The 18503-nt window shown below is 62.0% G+C and carries 12 protein-coding genes and 1 pseudogene; 3 read left to right on the forward strand and 10 right to left on the reverse strand.

Annotated features, from left to right (window positions below; all coding sequences use genetic code 11):
• Together LUN51_RS07910 and LUN51_RS07915 are read right to left on the reverse strand one after the other, a co-directional pair.
• Entirely contained in the window at positions 1 to 1656 is a 1656-nt protein-coding gene (locus tag LUN51_RS07910) for a CTP synthase (RefSeq protein ID WP_277810829.1), read from the reverse strand.
• A gap of 246 nt (positions 1657 to 1902) precedes the next feature.
• Positions 1903 to 3321, reverse strand: a complete 1419-nt coding sequence (locus tag LUN51_RS07915; protein ID WP_277810830.1) for an FAD-dependent oxidoreductase — start codon at positions 3319 to 3321, stop codon at positions 1903 to 1905.
• Here LUN51_RS07915 and LUN51_RS17445 point away from each other — a divergent pair.
• A pseudogene (locus LUN51_RS17445) lies at positions 3287 to 3442 on the forward strand (hypothetical protein); the annotation flags it as partial. The gene LUN51_RS07915 and the pseudogene LUN51_RS17445 sit on opposite strands and share 35 nt — an antisense overlap.
• Here the strand turns inward: LUN51_RS17445 and gltB are convergent.
• From gltB to pilM, 8 genes are all read right to left on the reverse strand, one after another.
• A complete protein-coding gene (gene gltB / locus LUN51_RS07920; RefSeq protein ID WP_277810831.1) occupies positions 3380 to 7831 on the reverse strand; it encodes a glutamate synthase large subunit in 4452 nt (1483 codons plus the stop codon). The pseudogene LUN51_RS17445 and the gene gltB overlap by 63 nt on opposite strands.
• Before the next feature lie 461 nt (positions 7832 to 8292).
• On the reverse strand, positions 8293 to 9405 hold the full coding sequence (gene aroB / locus LUN51_RS07925) for a 3-dehydroquinate synthase (RefSeq protein WP_277810832.1): 1113 nt from the start codon (positions 9403 to 9405) through the stop codon (positions 8293 to 8295).
• A 2-nt stretch (positions 9406 to 9407) separates the two neighbouring features.
• Complete coding sequence (gene aroK, locus LUN51_RS07930; RefSeq protein WP_040239614.1) at positions 9408 to 9950, reverse strand: shikimate kinase AroK; 543 nt, start codon at positions 9948 to 9950, stop codon at positions 9408 to 9410.
• On the reverse strand, positions 9950 to 11962 hold the full coding sequence (gene pilQ / locus LUN51_RS07935) for a type IV pilus secretin PilQ (RefSeq protein WP_277810833.1): 2013 nt from the start codon (positions 11960 to 11962) through the stop codon (positions 9950 to 9952). Before pilQ ends, aroK begins: the two co-directional genes overlap by 1 nt.
• 28 nt (positions 11963 to 11990) lie before the next feature.
• Positions 11991 to 12548: a pilus assembly protein PilP gene (locus tag LUN51_RS07940; protein WP_277810834.1), complete on the reverse strand. Its 558-nt coding sequence runs from the start codon at positions 12546 to 12548 to the stop codon at positions 11991 to 11993.
• Entirely contained in the window at positions 12541 to 13179 is a 639-nt protein-coding gene (locus LUN51_RS07945) for a type 4a pilus biogenesis protein PilO (protein ID WP_277810835.1), read from the reverse strand. The genes LUN51_RS07940 and LUN51_RS07945 overlap by 8 nt, the downstream gene beginning before the upstream one ends.
• Positions 13176 to 13742, reverse strand: a complete 567-nt coding sequence (locus LUN51_RS07950; RefSeq protein WP_075367928.1) for a PilN domain-containing protein — start codon at positions 13740 to 13742, stop codon at positions 13176 to 13178. The genes LUN51_RS07945 and LUN51_RS07950 overlap by 4 nt, the downstream gene beginning before the upstream one ends.
• On the reverse strand, positions 13739 to 14809 hold the full coding sequence (gene pilM / locus LUN51_RS07955) for a type IV pilus assembly protein PilM (protein ID WP_277810836.1): 1071 nt from the start codon (positions 14807 to 14809) through the stop codon (positions 13739 to 13741). Before pilM ends, LUN51_RS07950 begins: the two co-directional genes overlap by 4 nt.
• Before the next feature lie 281 nt (positions 14810 to 15090).
• Here pilM and LUN51_RS07960 point away from each other — a divergent pair, with 281 nt between their 5' ends.
• Together LUN51_RS07960 and LUN51_RS07965 are read left to right on the forward strand one after the other, a co-directional pair.
• Entirely contained in the window at positions 15091 to 17610 is a 2520-nt protein-coding gene (locus tag LUN51_RS07960; RefSeq protein WP_277810837.1) for a penicillin-binding protein 1A, read from the forward strand.
• A gap of 92 nt (positions 17611 to 17702) precedes the next feature.
• Positions 17703 to 18455 (forward strand): DUF481 domain-containing protein, encoded by a 753-nt coding sequence (locus LUN51_RS07965; RefSeq protein ID WP_277810838.1) that lies wholly within the window; start codon positions 17703 to 17705, stop codon positions 18453 to 18455.
• The last annotated feature ends 48 nt before the right edge of the window (positions 18456 to 18503 follow it).

The following is an 18503-nucleotide window of genomic DNA, read 5'->3' on the forward strand; positions in this document are numbered from 1 at the left end:
TCAGTTCTGCTGTTGTGCACGCGCCCGCGCGACCGCAGCCTTGTACTCCAGCGCGGCATTGATGAAGCCGGAGAACAGCGGATGTCCATCGCGCGGGGTGGAGGTGAACTCCGGGTGGAACTGGCACGCCACGTACCAAGGGTGATCAGACAGCTCGATCATCTCGACCAGGGAGTGGTCGGCGCTCTTGCCAGAAATCACCAGGCCGGCGTCTTCCAGGGCCTCGACGAACTGGTTGTTGACCTCGAAGCGATGACGGTGGCGCTCGGTGATGTCCTCCAGGCCATAGGCCGCGTGTGCCCGCGTGCCCGACTTGAGGTGGCACACCTGGCCGCCGAGCCGCATGGTGCCGCCCAGGTCGGAAGCCGCATCGCGCAGCTCGATCTTGCCCTCGGGATTGACCCACTCGGTAATCAGCCCCACCACCGGATGCTGCGTGTCATGGGTAAATTCGGTGGAGTTGGCATCCGCCCAACCCGCGACATGGCGCGCATACTCGATGACCGCTACCTGCATGCCCAAGCAGATGCCCAGGTACGGCACTTTGTTTTCGCGGGCATAACGGGCGGTGGCGATCTTGCCTTCTACGCCACGCTCGCCGAAGCCACCGGGCACCAGAATTGCATCCTTGCCGGCGAGGCGTTCGGTACCGTGACGCTCGATATCTTCGGAGTCGATATAGTCGATATTGACCTTGACCCGCCCTTGAATGCCGGCATGGATCAACGCCTCGTTGAGCGATTTGTAGGCGTCGAGCAACTCCATGTACTTGCCGACCATGGCGATATTGACTGACTTGAGCGGGTTCAGCTTGGCATCCAGAACGTGCACCCATTCGCCGAGATCGACTTCGTCGGCCTCGAGGCGCAGCTTGTCGCAGATGATGTCGTCCAGGCCATGCTCATGCAGCATCAGCGGGATGCGATAGATGGTATCGGCATCCTGCAGCGGCACCACCGCGCGCTCCTCGACGTTGGTGAACAACGCGATCTTGCGCCGCTCACTTTCCTCGAGCTCGACTTCGCTGCGACAGATGAGGATATCCGGCTGGATGCCGATGGAGCGCAGTTCCTTGACGCTGTGCTGGGTCGGCTTGGTCTTGGTCTCGCCAGCGGTCTTGATGTAGGGCACCAGCGTGAGATGCATGAAGAGTGCCTGGCTGGCGCCCTTCTCGCTACGGATCTGACGCGTCGCCTCGAGAAACGGCAGCGATTCGATATCGCCCACCGTGCCGCCGATTTCCACCAGCGCGACATCGAACCCATCACCGCCTTCATAGACCCGGCGCTTGATCTCGTCGGTGATATGCGGAATCACCTGCACGGTCCCGCCCAGATAATCGCCGCGGCGCTCCTTGCGCAGCACGTGCTCGTAGACACGCCCGGTGGTGAAGTTGTTGCTCTGGGTCATCTTGGTACGGATGAAGCGCTCGTAATGCCCCAGGTCGAGGTCGGTTTCGGCGCCATCTTCGGTGACGAACACCTCGCCGTGCTGGAACGGGCTCATCGTGCCGGGATCGACATTGATGTACGGGTCCAGCTTGAGGATGGTGACCTTGAGGCCGCGCGCCTCGAGGATCGCCGCGAGGGAGGCGGAGGCGATGCCCTTCCCGAGTGAGGACACAACACCGCCGGTCACGAAGATATATCGCGTCATGGAAAACCTGTCGAAACGTGGTCTGAAGGCCGTGGAGAGAACCGGGCCTGGATGGGACGCCAGAATAGCAGATTCGCCCAGAACGCTCAATTTGAGCTTCGAGCTGCGGGCAGGACGATGACTCCGCCCTTCTCGTAGCCCGCAGCCTAGTGGAAGGGAACTTGTTCCCGACGGAGCCAACTCCATCGCGAATAAATTCGCTCCCACCCGATACCGGATCAGGCCTCCATGGCCCGCCGCCGAGACTCAGACGCCGAGGTAGTCGAGGATGCCCTCACCCGCCTGACGGCCTTCATAGACGGCGGTGACCACCAGGTCGGAGCCACGCACCATATCGCCACCGGCGAAGACCTTTTCATGACTCGTCTGAAAGGCAAAGCCGCCCTGTGCCGGCGCCTTGACGCGCCCGCGCTCGTCGAGGTCGATGCCCACCGTGTCGAACCAATCGGCAGGGTTGGGCTGGAAACCGAAGGCGATGATCACCGCATCGGCGGCGAACACTTCTTCCGACCCCGGAACCACCTCGGGACGCTGACGCCCATTGGCATCCGGTTCACCGAGACGCGTGCGCACCAGCTTGACGCCCTCGACCTTGTCCTCGCCGACGATGGCCACCGGCTGGCGGTTGAACAAAAACTCCACGCCTTCCTCGCGGGCGTTGGCGACTTCCTTGCGCGACCCCGGCATGTTGTCCTCGTCACGGCGGTAGGCGCAGGTCACGCTGGCCGCCCCCTGACGAATCGAGGTCCGGTTACAGTCCATTGCCGTATCGCCGCCCCCCAACACCACCACGCGCTGGCCCTCGAGCGATACGTAATCGTCAGGGTCCTTCTCGAAGCCCAGGCAGTGATTGACATTGGCGACCAGGAAATCCAGCGCCTTGTGGACCCCGGATAAGTCCTCGCCGGGGAAACCGCCTTCCATGTACTTGTAGGTGCCCATGCCCATGAACACGGCATCGAATTCGTCGAGCAGTGCCTCATGAGACACATCGCCGCCAATTTCCACCCCCAGGCGGAATTCGACGCCCATTTCCTCGAACACCGCGCGGCGACGCTTCATGACATTTTTCTCGAGTTTGAACTCGGGAATGCCGAAGGTCAGCAGCCCACCGATTTCGGGATGTTTGTCGAACACTACCGGCTTCACGCCGTTACGCACCAGGATATCGGCACAGCCCAACCCCGCCGGGCCGGCACCAATCACCGCGACCCGCTTGTCGGTCCACTCGACCTTGGACATATCCGGCCGCCAGCCCATGGCGAAGGCCGTATCGGTGATGTACTTCTCCACCGAGCCGATGGTCACCGCACCGAATCCGTCGTTCAGCGTGCAGTCACCCTCGCAGAGACGATCCTGCGGGCACACGCGACCACACACCTCGGGTAGCGAGTTGGTGCGATGCGACATCTCCGCCGCCTCGAGGATGTTGCCCTCGCTGACCAGCTTCAACCAGTTGGGAATGTAATTGTGAACCGGGCACTTCCACTCGCAATACGGATTGCCGCAATGCAGACAACGATGCGCCTGGCTGGCCGCCTCGCTGGGCTTGTAAGGCTCGTAGATCTCGGCGAACTCGCGCGCTCGGGCGCGCGCATCCTTTTTCTCGGGATCCTGCCGGCCGACATCGATGAACTGGAAATCGTTATTCAGACGGTTTGCCATGATCGTCTTCTCCTATTATGCAGCGAGTAGCAGACGCTACTCGGGCCGCCGACGGCTCTTATTCCGGCTGACGCCGGGACTGGGCCAGCAGGCCGTTAAGGCTTGCTGCCTTGGGCTTCACCAGCCAGAAATGCCGGATGAAGTCGGAGAAATCCTCGAGGATCGCCTGGCCCCGCACGGAGCCGGTTTCAGCAACGTATTCCTCGAGTATTTCCCTCAGGTGGCGCCGGTAGGCTTCCATGACCTCGGTATTGATACGATGAATCTCGACCAACTCGTGGTTGTACTTGTCGACGAAGGTGCGGTCCTCGTCAATCACGTAAGCGAACCCGCCGGTCATGCCCGCCCCGAAGTTGATGCCGGTTTCGCCTAGCACGGCGACCAGGCCACCGGTCATGTATTCGCAGCAGTGATCGCCAGCCCCCTCGATGACCGCGTGCACCCCGGAGTTGCGTACCGCGAAGCGCTCGCCTGCTGTGCCCGCCGCGAACAGCTTGCCGCCGGTCGCGCCGTAAAGGCAGGTATTGCCGATGATCGCCGTCTTGTGGCTTTCGAAGCGGCTCTCGCGTGGCGGCACGATGACCACCTTGCCACCGTTCATGCCCTTGCCGACATAATCGTTGGCGTCACCTTCGAGGTAGAGCTGCAACCCGCGCGCGTTCCACACGCCGAAACTCTGCCCGGCCACGCCGGTGAAACGCACGGTGATCGGCGCCTCTTCGAGCCCCGCTTCGCCGTAGCGCTTGGCGATTTCACCGGATGTCCGAGCGCCCACGCTACGGTCACAGTTGGTGATCCGGAAACTGAACTCACCGCCCGATTTAGCGTCGATGGCGGGCAACAAGGCCTCCAGCACCTCTTGGTTCTTGGCGCCGGGGTCGTGCGGCTCGTTGCGACCGACCTGGCAGAACTGCGGCGCCCCCTCGGGCACGTGATCGTTCTGCAACAACGGCATCAAGTCGAGCTTGCGCTGCGACGCCGTCTCGCCCTCGAGGATCTCGAGCAAGTCGGTGCGACCGATCAAATCGGTCAGCTGGCGCACGCCGAGCAACGCCATCAGCTCACGCACTTCCTCGGCAATGAAGCGGAAGTAGTGCTTGACCATGTCCACGGTGCCGCGGAAATGCTCGTCACGCAGGTGCTGGTGCTGGGTCGCGACGCCGGTGGCGCAGTTGTTGAGGTGGCAGATGCGCAGATACTTGCAACCCAGCGCCACCATCGGCGCAGTGCCGAAGCCGAAACTCTCGGCGCCGAGAATCGCCGCCTTGACCACGTCGAGCCCGGTCTTGAGGCCGCCATCGGTCTGCAGGCGAATCTTGTCGCGCAGACTGTTGATGCGCAGGGCCTGATGCACTTCGGGCAGGCCCAGTTCCCACGGGCTGCCGGCATGCTTGATCGAGGTCAGCGGGCTCGCCGCGGTGCCGCCGTCGTAGCCGGAGACGGTGATCAAGTCGGCGTAGGCCTTGGCCACGCCGGTGGCGATGGTACCGATGCCGGGCTCGGAAACCAGTTTCACCGACACCTGGGCGTCCGGATTGACCTGCTTCAAATCGAAGATCAACTGCGCCAGATCCTCGATGGAGTAGATATCGTGATGCGGCGGCGGCGAGATCAGCGTCACCCCAGGCACCGCGTAGCGCAGCCGAGCGATCAGTTCGTTGACCTTGCCGCCGGGCAACTGCCCACCCTCGCCGGGCTTGGCGCCCTGGGCGACCTTGATCTGCAGCACCTCGGCATTGACCAGATAGGCCGGCGTCACACCGAAGCGCCCGGAGGCGATCTGCTTGATCTTCGAGGAGCGAATGGTCCCGTAGCGCGCCGGATCCTCGCCGCCTTCGCCGGAGTTGGAGCGCCCGCCGGTCTCGTTCATGGCCTGCGCCATCGCCTCATGGGCTTCAGGTGACAGCGCGCCCAGCGACATGCCGGCGCTATCGAAGCGCGGCAGCAGGTTCTCGACCGGCTCGACCTCGTCGAGCGGCAACGGCTCGGGGGCCGGCTTGAGGGTGAGCAGGTCGCGGATGGTGGCAACCGAACGCTCGTTGACAGTCTGTGCGAACTGCTTCCACTTGGCGTAGTCACCGCTTTGCACCGCGCTCTGCAACTGCATGACCACGTCGGGGTTGTAGGCGTGGTATTCATGATCATGCACGTACTTCACCAGACCGCCCTGGTGGATGCCCTTGCGCGGGATCCACGCCTCGCGGGCCCGCAGCTCCTGCTGCAGTTGCAGCTCGGCGAAGCCGGCTCCTTCGATGCGCGACGCCATACCAGTGAAGCACATGTCCATGACTTCGGAGGACAGCCCCACCGCTTCGAACAGCTGCGAACCACGGTAGGATGCCAGCGTCGAGATCCCCATCTTGGAGAGAATCTTGTAGAGCCCTTTCTGCAGGCCCTTGCGGTAATTTTCGCGGGCATCCGCCGGATTGCCGGTCAACTCGCCGGTGTTATGCATGTCCGCCATGACCTGGTAGGCCAGATACGGATACACCGCCGTGGCCCCCACGCCGAAGAGCACCGCCATCTGATGAGCGTCGCGGGCATAGCCGGTCTCGACCGCCAGGTTGACGCGTGGCCGCAACGCCTTGCGGCCCAGATGATGGTGGATCGCCCCCACCGCCAGCACGGCATGAATCGGCAACTTGCCGCGTTCCAGGTCGGCATCCGAGAGCACCAGAATCACCTTGCCCTCGCGAATCGCGTCCTCGGCCCGTTGACACAGGGCGAGCAACGCCTGCTTGAGCGTATCGCGCTCAGGGTCGTAACTCAGGCTCAGCTTATGGCTGGCGAATGCCGGATCCTCCTGAGTCACCAAGGCGGTGAACTTGCGCGGCGAGAGCACCGGCGTGGTCAGGATCAAGCGATGCGCGTGCTCGGGTGTCGCCTCGAAGACATTCAACTCGGCGCCGCAGCAGGTTTCCAGCGACATCACGATCGCTTCGCGCAGCGGGTCGATGGCCGGGTTGGTGACCTGTGCAAACTTCTGCCGGAAGTAATCGGTCAGCAAGCGTCCATGACGCGACAGCACCGCCATCGGCGTGTCGTCGCCCATCGAGCCCACCGCCTCCTGACCGCCTTCGGCCAGCGGACGCAACAGCTGATCGCGCTCTTCGAACGTCACCTGGAACATCTTCTGGTAGACGTTGAGTTCGTTGCCGGCCATGGGCTGGAATCGCGCCAGTTCGGTCAACGCGGACTCCAGGTAATGCGCATGCTGCTTCAGCCAGCGACGATAGGGGTACGCCGAGCGCAGACGCTCGTCGACATCCGGCGTGTGCAGGACTTCGCCCGTTTGGGTGTCTACAGCGAGGATCTGGCCCGGGCCTACGCGACCCTTGGCAACGACGTCCTCGGGTTTGTAGTCGTAAACACCGATCTCGGAGGACAAGGTGATATAGCCGTTCTCGGTGATCACCCAGCGCGCCGGGCGCAGTCCGTTACGGTCGAGCATGCACACCGCATGGCGGCCATCGGTCATCACCAGACCAGCGGGGCCGTCCCACGGCTCCATGTGCATGGAGTTGTATTCGTAGAAGGCGCGCAGGTCGCCATCCATGGTTTCGACGTTCTGCCACGCCGGCGGCACCATCATGCGCACGGCGTTGTAAAGATCCATGCCCCCGGTCAGCAACACCTCGAGCATGTTATCCATGCTGGAGGAGTCGGAGCCCGAGGTGTTGACGATCTCATCGAGCTCGGTGATTTCCGGCAACAACGGCGACAGGAAGTTTTCCTTACGCGCGTTGGCCCAGCCACGGTTGGCCTCGATGGTATTGATCTCGCCGTTGTGGGCCATGAACCGAAAGGGCTGCGCCAAGGGCCAGCGCGGTGCGGTATTGGTGGAAAAGCGCTGGTGAAACACGCAGATCGCCGTGTGCAGACGCTCATCGCCCAGGTCGCGATAAAAGGTCGGCAGGTCCGCGGGCATCATCAGCCCCTTGTAGGACACTACCTCGCTGGATAGCGAACAGATATAGAAGTCGTCTTCGTGCTTGAGCGCTTGCTCGGCATAGCGCCGCGCCATGAACAAGTCGACATTGAACGCCTGGGTGTCGCGCTCGTCATCCGCTTCGACGAAAACCTGGCGGATCCGGGGCAGGCACTCCAGCGCCATGGGACCACAGACCGAAGAATCAGTGGGCACGTCGCGCCAACCACTCACACGCAACCCTCGCGCATGCAGTTGTTCGTCGAGCACCTCACGGGCCTGCGCTTCGCGGGCATCGTCATCGGGCAGAAATACACTCCCCACGGCGAAGCGCTCGCCAAGCTCGACCGCCAACTCCTCGCGGGCCACGGCTCGCATGAACTCGGAGGGCATCTTGAACAGCAGACCGCAGCCATCGCCGGTCTTACCGTCGGCGGCGATACCGCCACGGTGGGTCATGCAGGTCAGGGATTCGATCGCGGTCTTGAGCAGGTCATGACTCGCCTGCCCTTCCATGTGGGCGATCAAACCGAAACCGCAGTTATCACGGAACTCGCCAGGCTGGTGAAGGCCTCTCATCATGGGCGTGCCTCACAAAATTTTGAAACTTGTGTCCAGAAATAATCGTGTTATGCTTTCCGGTTATCTTTTATTTTTTGAAGGTCGAAAAGCACGTCATGCGATGACGCATCGGGCGTGAAAAAGGTCGACCAGCATAGCCTCTGCCCCCCTCTCAAGCAATTCTACTACCTGCCGCACCGCCTCAAAGCCACGCAAAATCGCGGGGTAGCCGCAAAATCTCGCTAAAACCCCTTACATGTCAACGCGCTAGAAACGCTTGAACGCATAAAGCTCGAAACATGGGACTTGAGTCTAAATACCAGCCTCGCCTCATGCCGATTCTGCATGAGGCATGCCGATACGGAAATATTGTCGCGCGAAATCCGCCAGCGCACAAACCCGCAGACGGGGACTGCGACGCAACCAAAAACGCCTGCCGGAGCGGCAGGCGTCATGTCGGGGCCAGGCGAGACCGAGCGCAATCAGCGGCGGGGGAAATCCGCGAGCAGCGCATCGAGCATGTCAGGCGGCGTCGCGTCGTGAATACAAGCCTCACCCAGCCGCGTCAGCAGCACCAGGCGCAATCGTGCGTCGATGTTTTTCTTGTCCAGTCTCATGGTGGCAAGAAAGTCCTCGACACTCATTGCGACGGGAGCTGCCACCGGCAGGCCGGCGTGGGCGATGAGAGCTTCGACACGCGCCACCTCGACGGCCTCGAGCCAGCCGAGACGCTGCGAGAGCTCGACGGCCATTGCCATTCCCGTGCCCACGGCTTCGCCATGCAGCCAGTTGCCATAGCCCTGGTGCGCTTCGATGGCGTGTCCGAAAGTATGCCCCAGGTTGAGCAGCGCCCGCTGCCCTTGCTCGGTTTCGTCGGCAGCGACGATCTCGGCCTTGATCGCGCAGCTTCGTAGAATCGCCTCAGTGAGCGCTTCGGCATCAAGCGCCCGTAGCGCTGTCATGCGCGCTTCCAGCCAGGCGAGGAAGTCGGCATCCTGTATCAGGCCATATTTGATGACCTCAGCGAGCCCCGCAGAGAGCTCTCGACCCGGCAGAGTGGCCAACGTATCGGTGTCGATCAATACCGCACGCGGCTGCCAGAAAGCGCCGATCATGTTCTTGCCACGCGGATGATTGACACCGGTCTTGCCACCCACCGAGGAATCCACCTGCGACAGCAAGGTAGTCGGCACCTGTATGAAGGCCACACCGCGCTGATAGCACGCCGCTGCGTAGCCAGCCATGTCACCGATCACGCCCCCGCCGAGCGCCACTAGCGTGCAACGACGATTGAAGCCCGCCGCCAGCAGTGCATCCCAGATGCGCTCGACACTGGCCAGCGTCTTGGTATGTTCGCCATCGGGCAGGATCACCTCGCGAACGTCACGATCGTCACCGCTCAGCGTGCGCTTGAGGCGCTCGAGATACAGCGGCGCCACCGTCTCGTTGGTGACGATCATCACCTGACGCCCGGCCAGGTACGGCACCAGCATGTCCGGAGCGTCGAGCAACCCCGGTCCGACATGGATGGGATAGCGTCGGGCGTCGAGTTCGACATGCAGACGTTGATACGGCAATGCAGACGAAGCGGTCATGATCAAGCCTTTAGATCGAGTGGATCGGACAAACGCTTGGTGCGGCGAATGATCTCGTTGACCACCGCCTTGGGACCGCGCCGGTCGGTGCGTACCGTCAGGTCGGCGGTGGCGCGGTAAAGCGGGTCACGCTTGGCGAATAGATCGCGCAGCACCTGCTCGGGATTGCCTTGACGTAACAATGGGCGATTACGATCGCGGGCCGTGCGCCGAATCTGTTGTTCGACCGAGGTCGCCAAATACACCACCGTGCCACGCTCGCGCAGCGCCTGGCGGTTATCCTCGCGCATCACCGCGCCGCCGCCAGTGGCGAGGACGATAGCCTCGCGGCCGGCCAATTCCCGTAGCATGAGGGTTTCACGATCACGAAAGCCACGCTCGCCCTCGACATCGAAAATCCAGGCAATATTGGCACCGCAGCGCGCTTCGATTTCGTGATCGCTATCGAAGAACTCGCGCTTCAACTCGGCTGCCAACAGGCGTCCGATGGTGCTTTTCCCCGCGCCCATAGGGCCGACGAGAATGATCGTGGGCAGACCCTGCATCAGCGATTCGCCTGTTCGTCTCCGATGATCTTGGGGGTAATGAAGATCAACAATTCTACCTTTTCGTTGGATTCCTGGGTATAGCGGAACAACGAACCGATGAACGGCAAATCACCGAGCAGCGGCGTCTTGTAGAGATTGCGCAATTGCTCAGACGTCAGTATGCCGCCCAGCACCACCGTTTCGCCATCGTTGACCAGCACCTGGGTCTCGATGGAATTGGTATCGATCGCCGGGGCGCCATCACCGTAGCTGGTATCGGAGACGGTGTCGTTATTGATCAGCAAGTCCATGACGATACTCCCATCGGGAGTGATCTGCGGCGTGGCTTCGAGCGACAGCACGGCTTCCTTGAACTCCACGTTGGTCGCCCCGGACGATGTCGACTCTTGGTAGGGAATTTCCTGACCCTGCTTGATCACCGCCTTCTTCTGGTTGGCGGTGATGATCTTGGGCTGGGAAATGGTCTGACTCTTGCCTTCGCTTTCCAGGGCGCGCAGCTCCAGATCGAGCAGCACATCGCCGGAAAGATAGCCGAAGCTGAATGCCGAGCCGCTGCCATCGCCATCGCCTAGGTCGACGGATAGACCCGCGGAGCCACGATTAGCACCGCTGGGGTTGCGATCGACCACGCTTCCCACACCATCTTCATCGAAGGTAACACCCTGGCTTTGCGAGACGCCCCAGTTGACGCCCAACTCCTGGGAGGCGGTGTCACGGGCGATGACGATACGTGCTTCGATCTGCACCTGGCGCACCGGCACATCGAGTTTGTCGAGCATGTCACGGATACCCGCCAGTTGCTCGGGCGTATCACGCACCAGCAAGGTATTGGTCCGCTCATCGACCGTCACGCGGCCACGCTCGGAGAGCAAACCGAACCCTTCGCTGCCACGCAGCATCGTGGCGAGATCGGTGGCCTTGGCGTAACGCACCTGCACGTATTCGGTCTTCAGCGGGGCCAACTGTTGGGACTGGGCGCGATTCTCCAGCGTCTGGCGCTCCATCTGCGCTAGCTCATCGGCGGGCGCGACCACGATCACATCTCCCTCGCGACGGCTGGCGAGGCCGTGGCTCTTGAGGATCAAATCGAGCGCCTGATCCCAAGGCACCTGCGTGAGATTGAGCGTCACGCTGCCCTGGACGCTATCGCTGGCGACGATATTGACCCCACTGAAGTCGGAAAGCACCGACAGCACTTCGCGCACTTGTATGTTCTGGAAGTTGAGGCTGACCGGCTCACCGTCATACTCCTGCGTGTCACCTTCTGACGCGCGCGCATCATCATCGCGCGGCTGGACCTCCACGATCAGCTGATCGCCGCGCTGCGTAACCAGGTGCTGAAAAGCCTCGCGATTGTCAAAGCTCAATGTCACGTCTTCATCGCCACCCTGTGGCACGATACGCGACACTGGCGTATCGAAATCGCTTACATCGAGAATACTGTTCAACTCTTCGGGCAGCCGGACACCGGGCAACGTTACCGTCAAGGTATTACCCTCGGTGTCCGTGTCAGGCGTCACGCCACCGCGGTCGAGCGTGACCACCAAGCGCCCTCCGCCGTTATCGCCACGCCGGAAGTCAAGATCGCGAATGCGCGTCAACGCGGTGGAGCGCTCAGCGGCATCCCCTCCCAAGTGCACGCGAAGGCGCTGCCCCTGACGCTGAGTCGAATAGGGCAAAGGCTCGTCGAGACCGAATACCAGACGCGTCCGCTCCCCCGTCTCGGCCACGCTGACCTCGCGCAACCCATCACGATCGATACCGAAACGGCGCTGCTCGATCTGATTTGTCGTTTCCGGCAGGTCGACGACGATCTGCGCCGGCGAATCGCTTCGGTAGCTATGCGGCTCAGGAGCGGGGCCATCGAATGCCAGCAGCGCATCGATTCCACCATCCCCGCGCTGGGCGAACTCGAGCGATGTCAACGTCGCCGCCTGTCCCTGGGCACAGACGACCAGCCCCACGAGGCAGAGCCCACTCATCAGCCATTCGCGCAGCGTTCGCATCATGTGGTTCTCCTGCCTGTACGTACCGCCATCATTCGGCGGCTTGCGATGAATCATTGAATTCCAGAGTACGCCGCCGCTGACGCCAGGCGCCGCCATCACGCACCCGCTCGACCAGCTCGACGCCCGCGTCCTGAATCGCCGTGACACGTCCGAAATCGGGCCCCAGATAATGGCCTTCGAAAAGACGGTAGACGTTGCCATCAGGCGCGCGGATCAAGGCCGACGGCTGCCCGCCCACCGTCAAGGTTCCCACCAGTTCGAGCTGTTCCAGCGGAAAGCGCTCCAGGGGCTCACGCGGACGCTGACGGTCGGGGCCGTCATCCTGCGACAATGTCGCGGCGCCTTCCTGCGCTCGGCGTTCGGCACGGAACGGGCTACGCTGCTGGGCCTGTGAATAATGCGCCGTGCGATACACCGGCGCAGGGGGAAGCGACTCGATGTTGCCCTCCGGCTGCTGGCGCAGGGCATTCAGGTGCGCATCCAGGGCGGTCATCTCGGCATCGCGACAACCGCCCAGCAGCACCATCCCGGCCAGCCCCGCAAGCAGGACACACCACCGCCGAGAAATCGTCAGCCATTCAGTCATCGTCACGCCCCTCGGCCTTGGGGTCGGCGCCTTCGCGATAGCTGTAGGTACGTGCCAGTATCGACAAACGCAATGTATCGCCATCGCCCACCGGCGACAGCGAGAAGTCATGCAGGGTCACGATACGCGGCAGCGCCGCCACGCTGGCCAGAAAGGCGGCAATGTCGTGATAATCGCCTCGTACCTGGATATCGAAGGGCTGCTCGATGTAGAAGTCTTGCGGCACTGGCGAGCGCAGCCGGATCGATTCGATGGCGAGTCGATGGTCCTGCGCCGCATCACTGATGTCATCCAGCAGCGCCGGAACCTCTGTGTCGGCGGGCAGCATTTTCAGCAATGCCTGCATGCGTGTGTCGAGCTCCGCCATCTGCATGCGCATCTGCTCGAGATTAGCCGCCTGGTAAGCGCGCGTTTCGTACTCCTGGAGCAGTTCGCCCTCGCGCCCCTGCAAGCTGTCCAGGGTTTCATGACGCGGTGCGGCGACGTACCACTGGGCCACCCAGAAGACGGTCAGAAACAGCGCCACCAAACACAGCGCCTGCAGCAAAGCCGGCCAGGTACCGGCTTCCTTGAGATCCAGGTCGCGCCACTCGACCTCGCGCAACTGTCGCCACTGTGAGCGCAGACTCATGGCGCCTCCTCGGCATCACGGCGAGGCGCACGCGCCTCGACACTGAGATTGAAACGCTTCAGCGTCGCATCACCGCCGTCCGACTGTACGTCGGAAAGAACCGGCGTGCCGAACACAGGCGAGGCATCGAGCTGCCGCAACAGCTCGGACACATGCCGATTGGAGCGCGCCAGGCCACTGAGCTCGAGTCGATCACCTTCCCGCACCAAGCGATCGTAATGCACGCCATCGACCAGCGTGGCCGCCAACTGATCGAAGATACGCACCGTCTGTGGACGGCTGAATTGCAGCTCACGAATCAGGCCGATCTGTTCGAGCATTCGCCCCCGCAATTCGCGATAGTCCTTGACCGTGTCGATGTCCTTTTCGAGCACCTCCATACGACGCTCGATCAGGGCCAGACGACCACGTTCGGCATCGATCCCCGCTTGATACCAACGCGACACCCCCAAGGCACACAGCAACGCCAACACGACCACGCCCACCAGAGCCATATAAAAGCGCCGCGTGCGCCGCTGCCGATGCGCTTCACGCCACGGCAACAGGTTGATTTCGATACTCATCGCCGCCCCCTCATCGCCAGACCACACGCGGTGAGCATCGCCGGCGCATCGCTGGCGAGCGCCTGAACGTCAACACGCGACGCCACCCGCATGCGCTCGAACGGATTGGCCATCACCACATCCAACCCGCTTTGCGCGGCGAGTCGTTCACGCAGCCCCGGGATGACACTCGAGCCACCCGCCAGGATCAGGCGTTGGATATCACGGGGCTTTCCCGAGGTATGATAAAGCTGAAGCGAGCGGCCGATTTGCTGGATCAGCATGTCGATGAATGGCATCACCACCTCATGCTCGTAATCCTCGGGCAAACCGCCGCGCTTCTTGGCCAACCCCGCCTCTTCGAGGCTCAGGCCATAGCGCTTGCGGATCTCCTCGGTCAAGTGGCGACCGCCCAGCACGTTGTCACGGGTATAGGCGATGCGCCCATCGATGAGCACATGGAAGGCGTTCATATTGGCGCCGATATCGACCAGCGCGGCACACTCTCCCGTCTGGTCGGACGGCGTTTCGTCACGCAACAGCTCACTGGCCGCACGTTCCATGGCGAAGGACTCGACATCGACTGCGGCGGGTTCGAGGCCGGCACGGCGAAGGACGTCGGCGAGATGATCGACGTCCTGCAAACGACACGCCACCAACAAGACATCTTGCTGGTCGGGATAGCGTGCGTTGAGCCCCAGGCGCTGGAAATCGAAGGCCACCTCATTGAGCGGAAACGGGATGTGACGCTCGGACTCGAGCTGAATGCGAGCCTCGATTTCATCGTCGCTGAGCGTCACCGGATAGGTCAGCGTCTTGGTGATCGTGGCGCTGGCGGGAACTGCCGCCACCGCGCGCCGTGAATGCGGACGCGCATGCTCGACCGCTCGTGTCAACGTTGCGGCCACCTCGTCGAGATCGCGGATACGCCGTTCAACTACCGCACCTTCACGCAATGGGCGCACGGCGTAGCTGGCGATACGTTGGCCCGCCCCCGCGCGATCAAGCTCGATCAATTTGACGGTGGCCGAGGTAATATCCACCCCTACCAGGCCTTGCTGGGACTTTTTAAACCGCCACACTGTCATACCCCTGCGATATTCTTCGGCGTGGCGTGGCGCTCGGTATTATCGTTCGTCGAGCCAACCCGCTGCCCCTGTGCCGGGGCAAGCCGCTTTATTATCAGCATGCCACACTATCGTATGAGGCACGCCACATTGCGTAAGGTTACATTATGCATACTGCCGTGACAGTCGATTTGCATCAACGCTAGCCCCTATGCGGCTGCGTTCTTATAATGCCGATGGCAACGGATTGCACCATTCATTGCGGCCAGACCGCCACCCGAGACGACGGAAAACGCCTTTTCATGAAGCTTTTCAAACGCTTGTTAACGTCCATCCTATGGCTAATTGTGTCTTTAGGGCTGGGCTGCGTACTGGCCATCATCGGCGCCGGTATCTATTTCGCGCCGGGCTTGCCCGACGTTCGTCAACTGCAGGGCTTCGAACTGCAGACACCGCTACGCGTTTACACGCGTGACGACAAGCTAATCGGCGAGTTCGGTGAGCAACGCCGCATGCCGGTGAGCTACGACGATATCCCCCAATCCTACATCGACGCCCTGCTGGCCGCCGAGGATGCCAGCTTCTTCGAACATCCCGGCATCGACCCCAAGGGGCTCGCACGCGCGGCGATGGAGCTTGCCACCAGCGGCAACATCCAGTCGGGGGGTAGTACCATCACCATGCAGGTGGCCCGCAACTACCTGCTCACGCTGGATCAAACCTTTACGCGTAAGATCCGCGAAATCTTGCTGTCCCTGCAAATGGAACAGGTGCTCAGCAAGCAGGACATCCTCGAGCTCTACGTCAACAAGATCTACCTGGGAAATGGCGCCTACGGTCTCGGCGCCGCCGCCAAGAGTTATTACGACAAGCCGCTTGCGGAGCTCGACTTACCGCAACTGGCCATGCTCGCCGGCCTGCCCAAGGCCCCGTCGGCGCTCAACCCCCTGAACAACCCTGAGCGCTCATTGATTCGCCGCAACTGGGTATTGCTGCGCATGCGCGAACTCGGCTTCATTGATCCGATTCAGTACCAGGCCGCCGTCAAGGCGCCGATCACCGCACATCGGCCGCGTTCACAATACGAAGTCAACGCGCCGTATATCGCCGAAATGGCACGCCAATATGCCATGGAACGCTTCGGCGACGACGCTTATACCGACAATTACCAGATCAAGACGACCATCGACAGTCGCCTGCAGACCTTCGCGCGAAGCGCCCTCGTGAACGGACTGATCGAGTACGACACCCGTCATGGCTGGCGCGGCCCGGAGGAAACCGATATTCCCTCGAGCCTGGTGGAAGCCCAGGAGCGCACGGATTCCCAAGGGCTCGAGGAAGAGCTGTCCGAATCACCCGAGGTAATGGAGACCGCACGCCAGGCCGCCAAGAGCAGCGAGGAGTCGGTCGAGGGAATTGACGGGGATGTCAGCAACTGGGTCAAAATGCTCGATCGCACTCCCCGGCACGGCCCCCTCGAGCCCGGCATCGTGGTGGACACCGATGGCCGCCAGATGCGTGTCTTGACGCGTGACGATGGCGTAGTAACGCTCGACTGGGATGGGCTTGACTGGGCGCGTACGTACCACAGCGCCGAATGGCGCGGCGAAACACCGGCCAACGCCGAGGCCATCGCCCAGCGTGGCGACCTGATTCGCGTCATGCGCACCGAGGATGGCGACTGGCGCCTCTCCCAGGTGCCGGGCGCCCAGGCCGCGATCGTCATCATGGATCCTAAAACCGGCGCCATTCGTGGCCTTCAGGGCGGCTTCAGCTTCTCGTCGAGCAAGTTCAACCGTGCCATCCAGGCGCAGCGCCAAGCGGGCTCGATCTTCAAGCCCTTCATCTATCTCGCCGCGCTGCACAACGGAATGAACGCCGCCACGATCATCAACGATGCCCCCGTGGTCATGTCCGATGTCGGCGGCGACTGGCGCCCCGAAAATGCCGAGGGCGAATTCCGCGGCCCCACGCGGTTGCGCGTTGGTCTCTACCAGTCACGCAACCTGGTCACGATTCGCGTGCTGCAGTCGCTAGGCCTGGATAACACGCTGGAATTCCTGACGAACTTCGGCTTCGCCAAGGGTCGGCTGCCACATGGCCTATCGCTCGCCTTGGGCAGCGCATCGCTGACGCCGCTGGAAATGGCCAATGCCTACTCCGTCTTGGCCAATGGCGGCTTCAAGGTCGCGCCATGGTATATCCAGTCGGTCACCCATGGCAGCCAGAACGAACTGGTCGAAGAAGCCAACCCCGTGGTGGCATGCCGGGAGTGCGCCCCCGATCAGAAGACCGTCGCACTCGACGGCGAAACCCGTCGTATCGCCGAGCGCGTGGCCACGCCCGAAGAGATGTACATCATCCGCGACATGATGCGTGACGTCATCGAGAAGGGCACGGGGCGCGGCGCACTCGACCTCAATCGTCCCGATATCGTCGGCAAGACCGGCACCACCAACGATCAACGTGACGCCTGGTTCTCAGGCTTCAACGATGAGCTGGTGGCCACCGTCTGGGTCGGCAAGGACGATAATTCCACGACCGGTGAATACGGCTCACAAGCCGCCTTGCCGATCTGGAAGTCGTTCATGGGTGAGGCGCTTCGAGGCCAGCCCGAAAGCATGCCCTCGCGCCCCGACGATATCGTCAAAGTCCGCATCGATCCCGAGACCGGGCTGCGCCTGCACAACGATCAACCGGGCGGCATGCAGGAAATCTTCCGCAAGGACAATCTGCCCGACTACAAGCCGCGTTCGATCCAACCCGAACTTGAAGATAGAAGCGGCTCCCAAGGAACCGGCACTTACGATGCCATTTTCTAGTCGACTACCCATGGGTGGCCCCGACGGCCACCCCATGAGCGCGCCAGCTCCCACACCACTGACCGAGAACCGTTTTTGAAAGGGAGTCCACCATGCTCGTGTCGCGAGACTCGCGATGGTTATTGCTCGTTATGCTGCTCGGTGGCGCACTCCCGGTGCATGCCGACTTGTTCTACGCACCGCCTGCACCGCAGGACGACGCCCCCAAGATGAGCGGTGAGGCCGAGCTGGGCTATACACACCTCTCCGGGAACAGCAACAGTCGGACGCTGCTCGCCAAGGGCCGCCTCACCTGGCTGACGGGACGCCATACACACACGCTGCGCGGCGAGACACGCAGCGTTCAGGAAAACGATGAAACCAGTACCGAACAGTACCTATTGGGCGGCCGCGAGCGTTATGAGCTGGAAGGCCCCCACTATCTATTCGGTTTCGGGCGCTGGGAAAAGGACCGTTTCAGCGGTTACGAGTACCAGTTCACCACCATCGGCGGCTATGGCCGCCAGTGGCTCGACGGGCCGACGCACACACTGTCCACGGAATTCGGCCCAGGCTACCGGCATGATGCCTACGAGGACGGCAAGGAAGATGACCTCGGCCTGGCCTACGCCGCTCTGGACTATCGCTGGAACATCTCGGAGGGCGCCTACTTCGAGCAGGCAATTTCCGTCGAAGCGGCCGCGCCCAACACCACGACGCGCTCGATTTCGTCGTTGACATCCCAGCTCAATTCGCATCTGGCGCTCAAGATGTCCTTTGAGGTCAAGAACAACACGAATCCGCCCGACGGCGCCGAAGCCAACACTGACCGCACTACCTCGATGTCACTGCTCTACAGCTGGTAATGCACTCCTTCCCCACAACCAAAAAGGGCCGCTCCGGGAGCGGCCCTT

This window comes from Chromohalobacter canadensis, from assembly GCF_029544075.1.
Taxonomy (GTDB): domain Bacteria; phylum Pseudomonadota; class Gammaproteobacteria; order Pseudomonadales; family Halomonadaceae; genus Chromohalobacter; species Chromohalobacter canadensis_A.

Coding starts and splice junctions, on each gene's coding strand:
- LUN51_RS07940 (WP_277810834.1), bottom strand. CDS start 12,548: ATGACTGAATGGCTGACGATTTCTCGGCGGTGGTGTGTCCTGCTTGCG.
- aroB (WP_277810832.1), bottom strand. CDS start 9,405: ATGACCGCTTCGTCTGCATTGCCGTATCAACGTCTGCATGTCGAACTC.
- pilM (WP_277810836.1), bottom strand. CDS start 14,809: ATGACAGTGTGGCGGTTTAAAAAGTCCCAGCAAGGCCTGGTAGGGGTG.
- LUN51_RS07910 (WP_277810829.1), bottom strand. CDS start 1,656: ATGACGCGATATATCTTCGTGACCGGCGGTGTTGTGTCCTCACTCGGG.
- LUN51_RS07945 (WP_277810835.1), bottom strand. CDS start 13,179: ATGAGTCTGCGCTCACAGTGGCGACAGTTGCGCGAGGTCGAGTGGCGC.
- LUN51_RS07960 (WP_277810837.1), top strand. CDS start 15,091: ATGAAGCTTTTCAAACGCTTGTTAACGTCCATCCTATGGCTAATTGTG.
- pilQ (WP_277810833.1), bottom strand. CDS start 11,962: ATGATGCGAACGCTGCGCGAATGGCTGATGAGTGGGCTCTGCCTCGTG.
- LUN51_RS07950 (WP_075367928.1), bottom strand. CDS start 13,742: ATGAGTATCGAAATCAACCTGTTGCCGTGGCGTGAAGCGCATCGGCAG.
- LUN51_RS07965 (WP_277810838.1), top strand. CDS start 17,703: ATGCTCGTGTCGCGAGACTCGCGATGGTTATTGCTCGTTATGCTGCTC.
- gltB (WP_277810831.1), bottom strand. CDS start 7,831: ATGATGAGAGGCCTTCACCAGCCTGGCGAGTTCCGTGATAACTGCGGT.
- LUN51_RS07915 (WP_277810830.1), bottom strand. CDS start 3,321: ATGGCAAACCGTCTGAATAACGATTTCCAGTTCATCGATGTCGGCCGG.
- aroK (WP_040239614.1), bottom strand. CDS start 9,950: ATGCAGGGTCTGCCCACGATCATTCTCGTCGGCCCTATGGGCGCGGGG.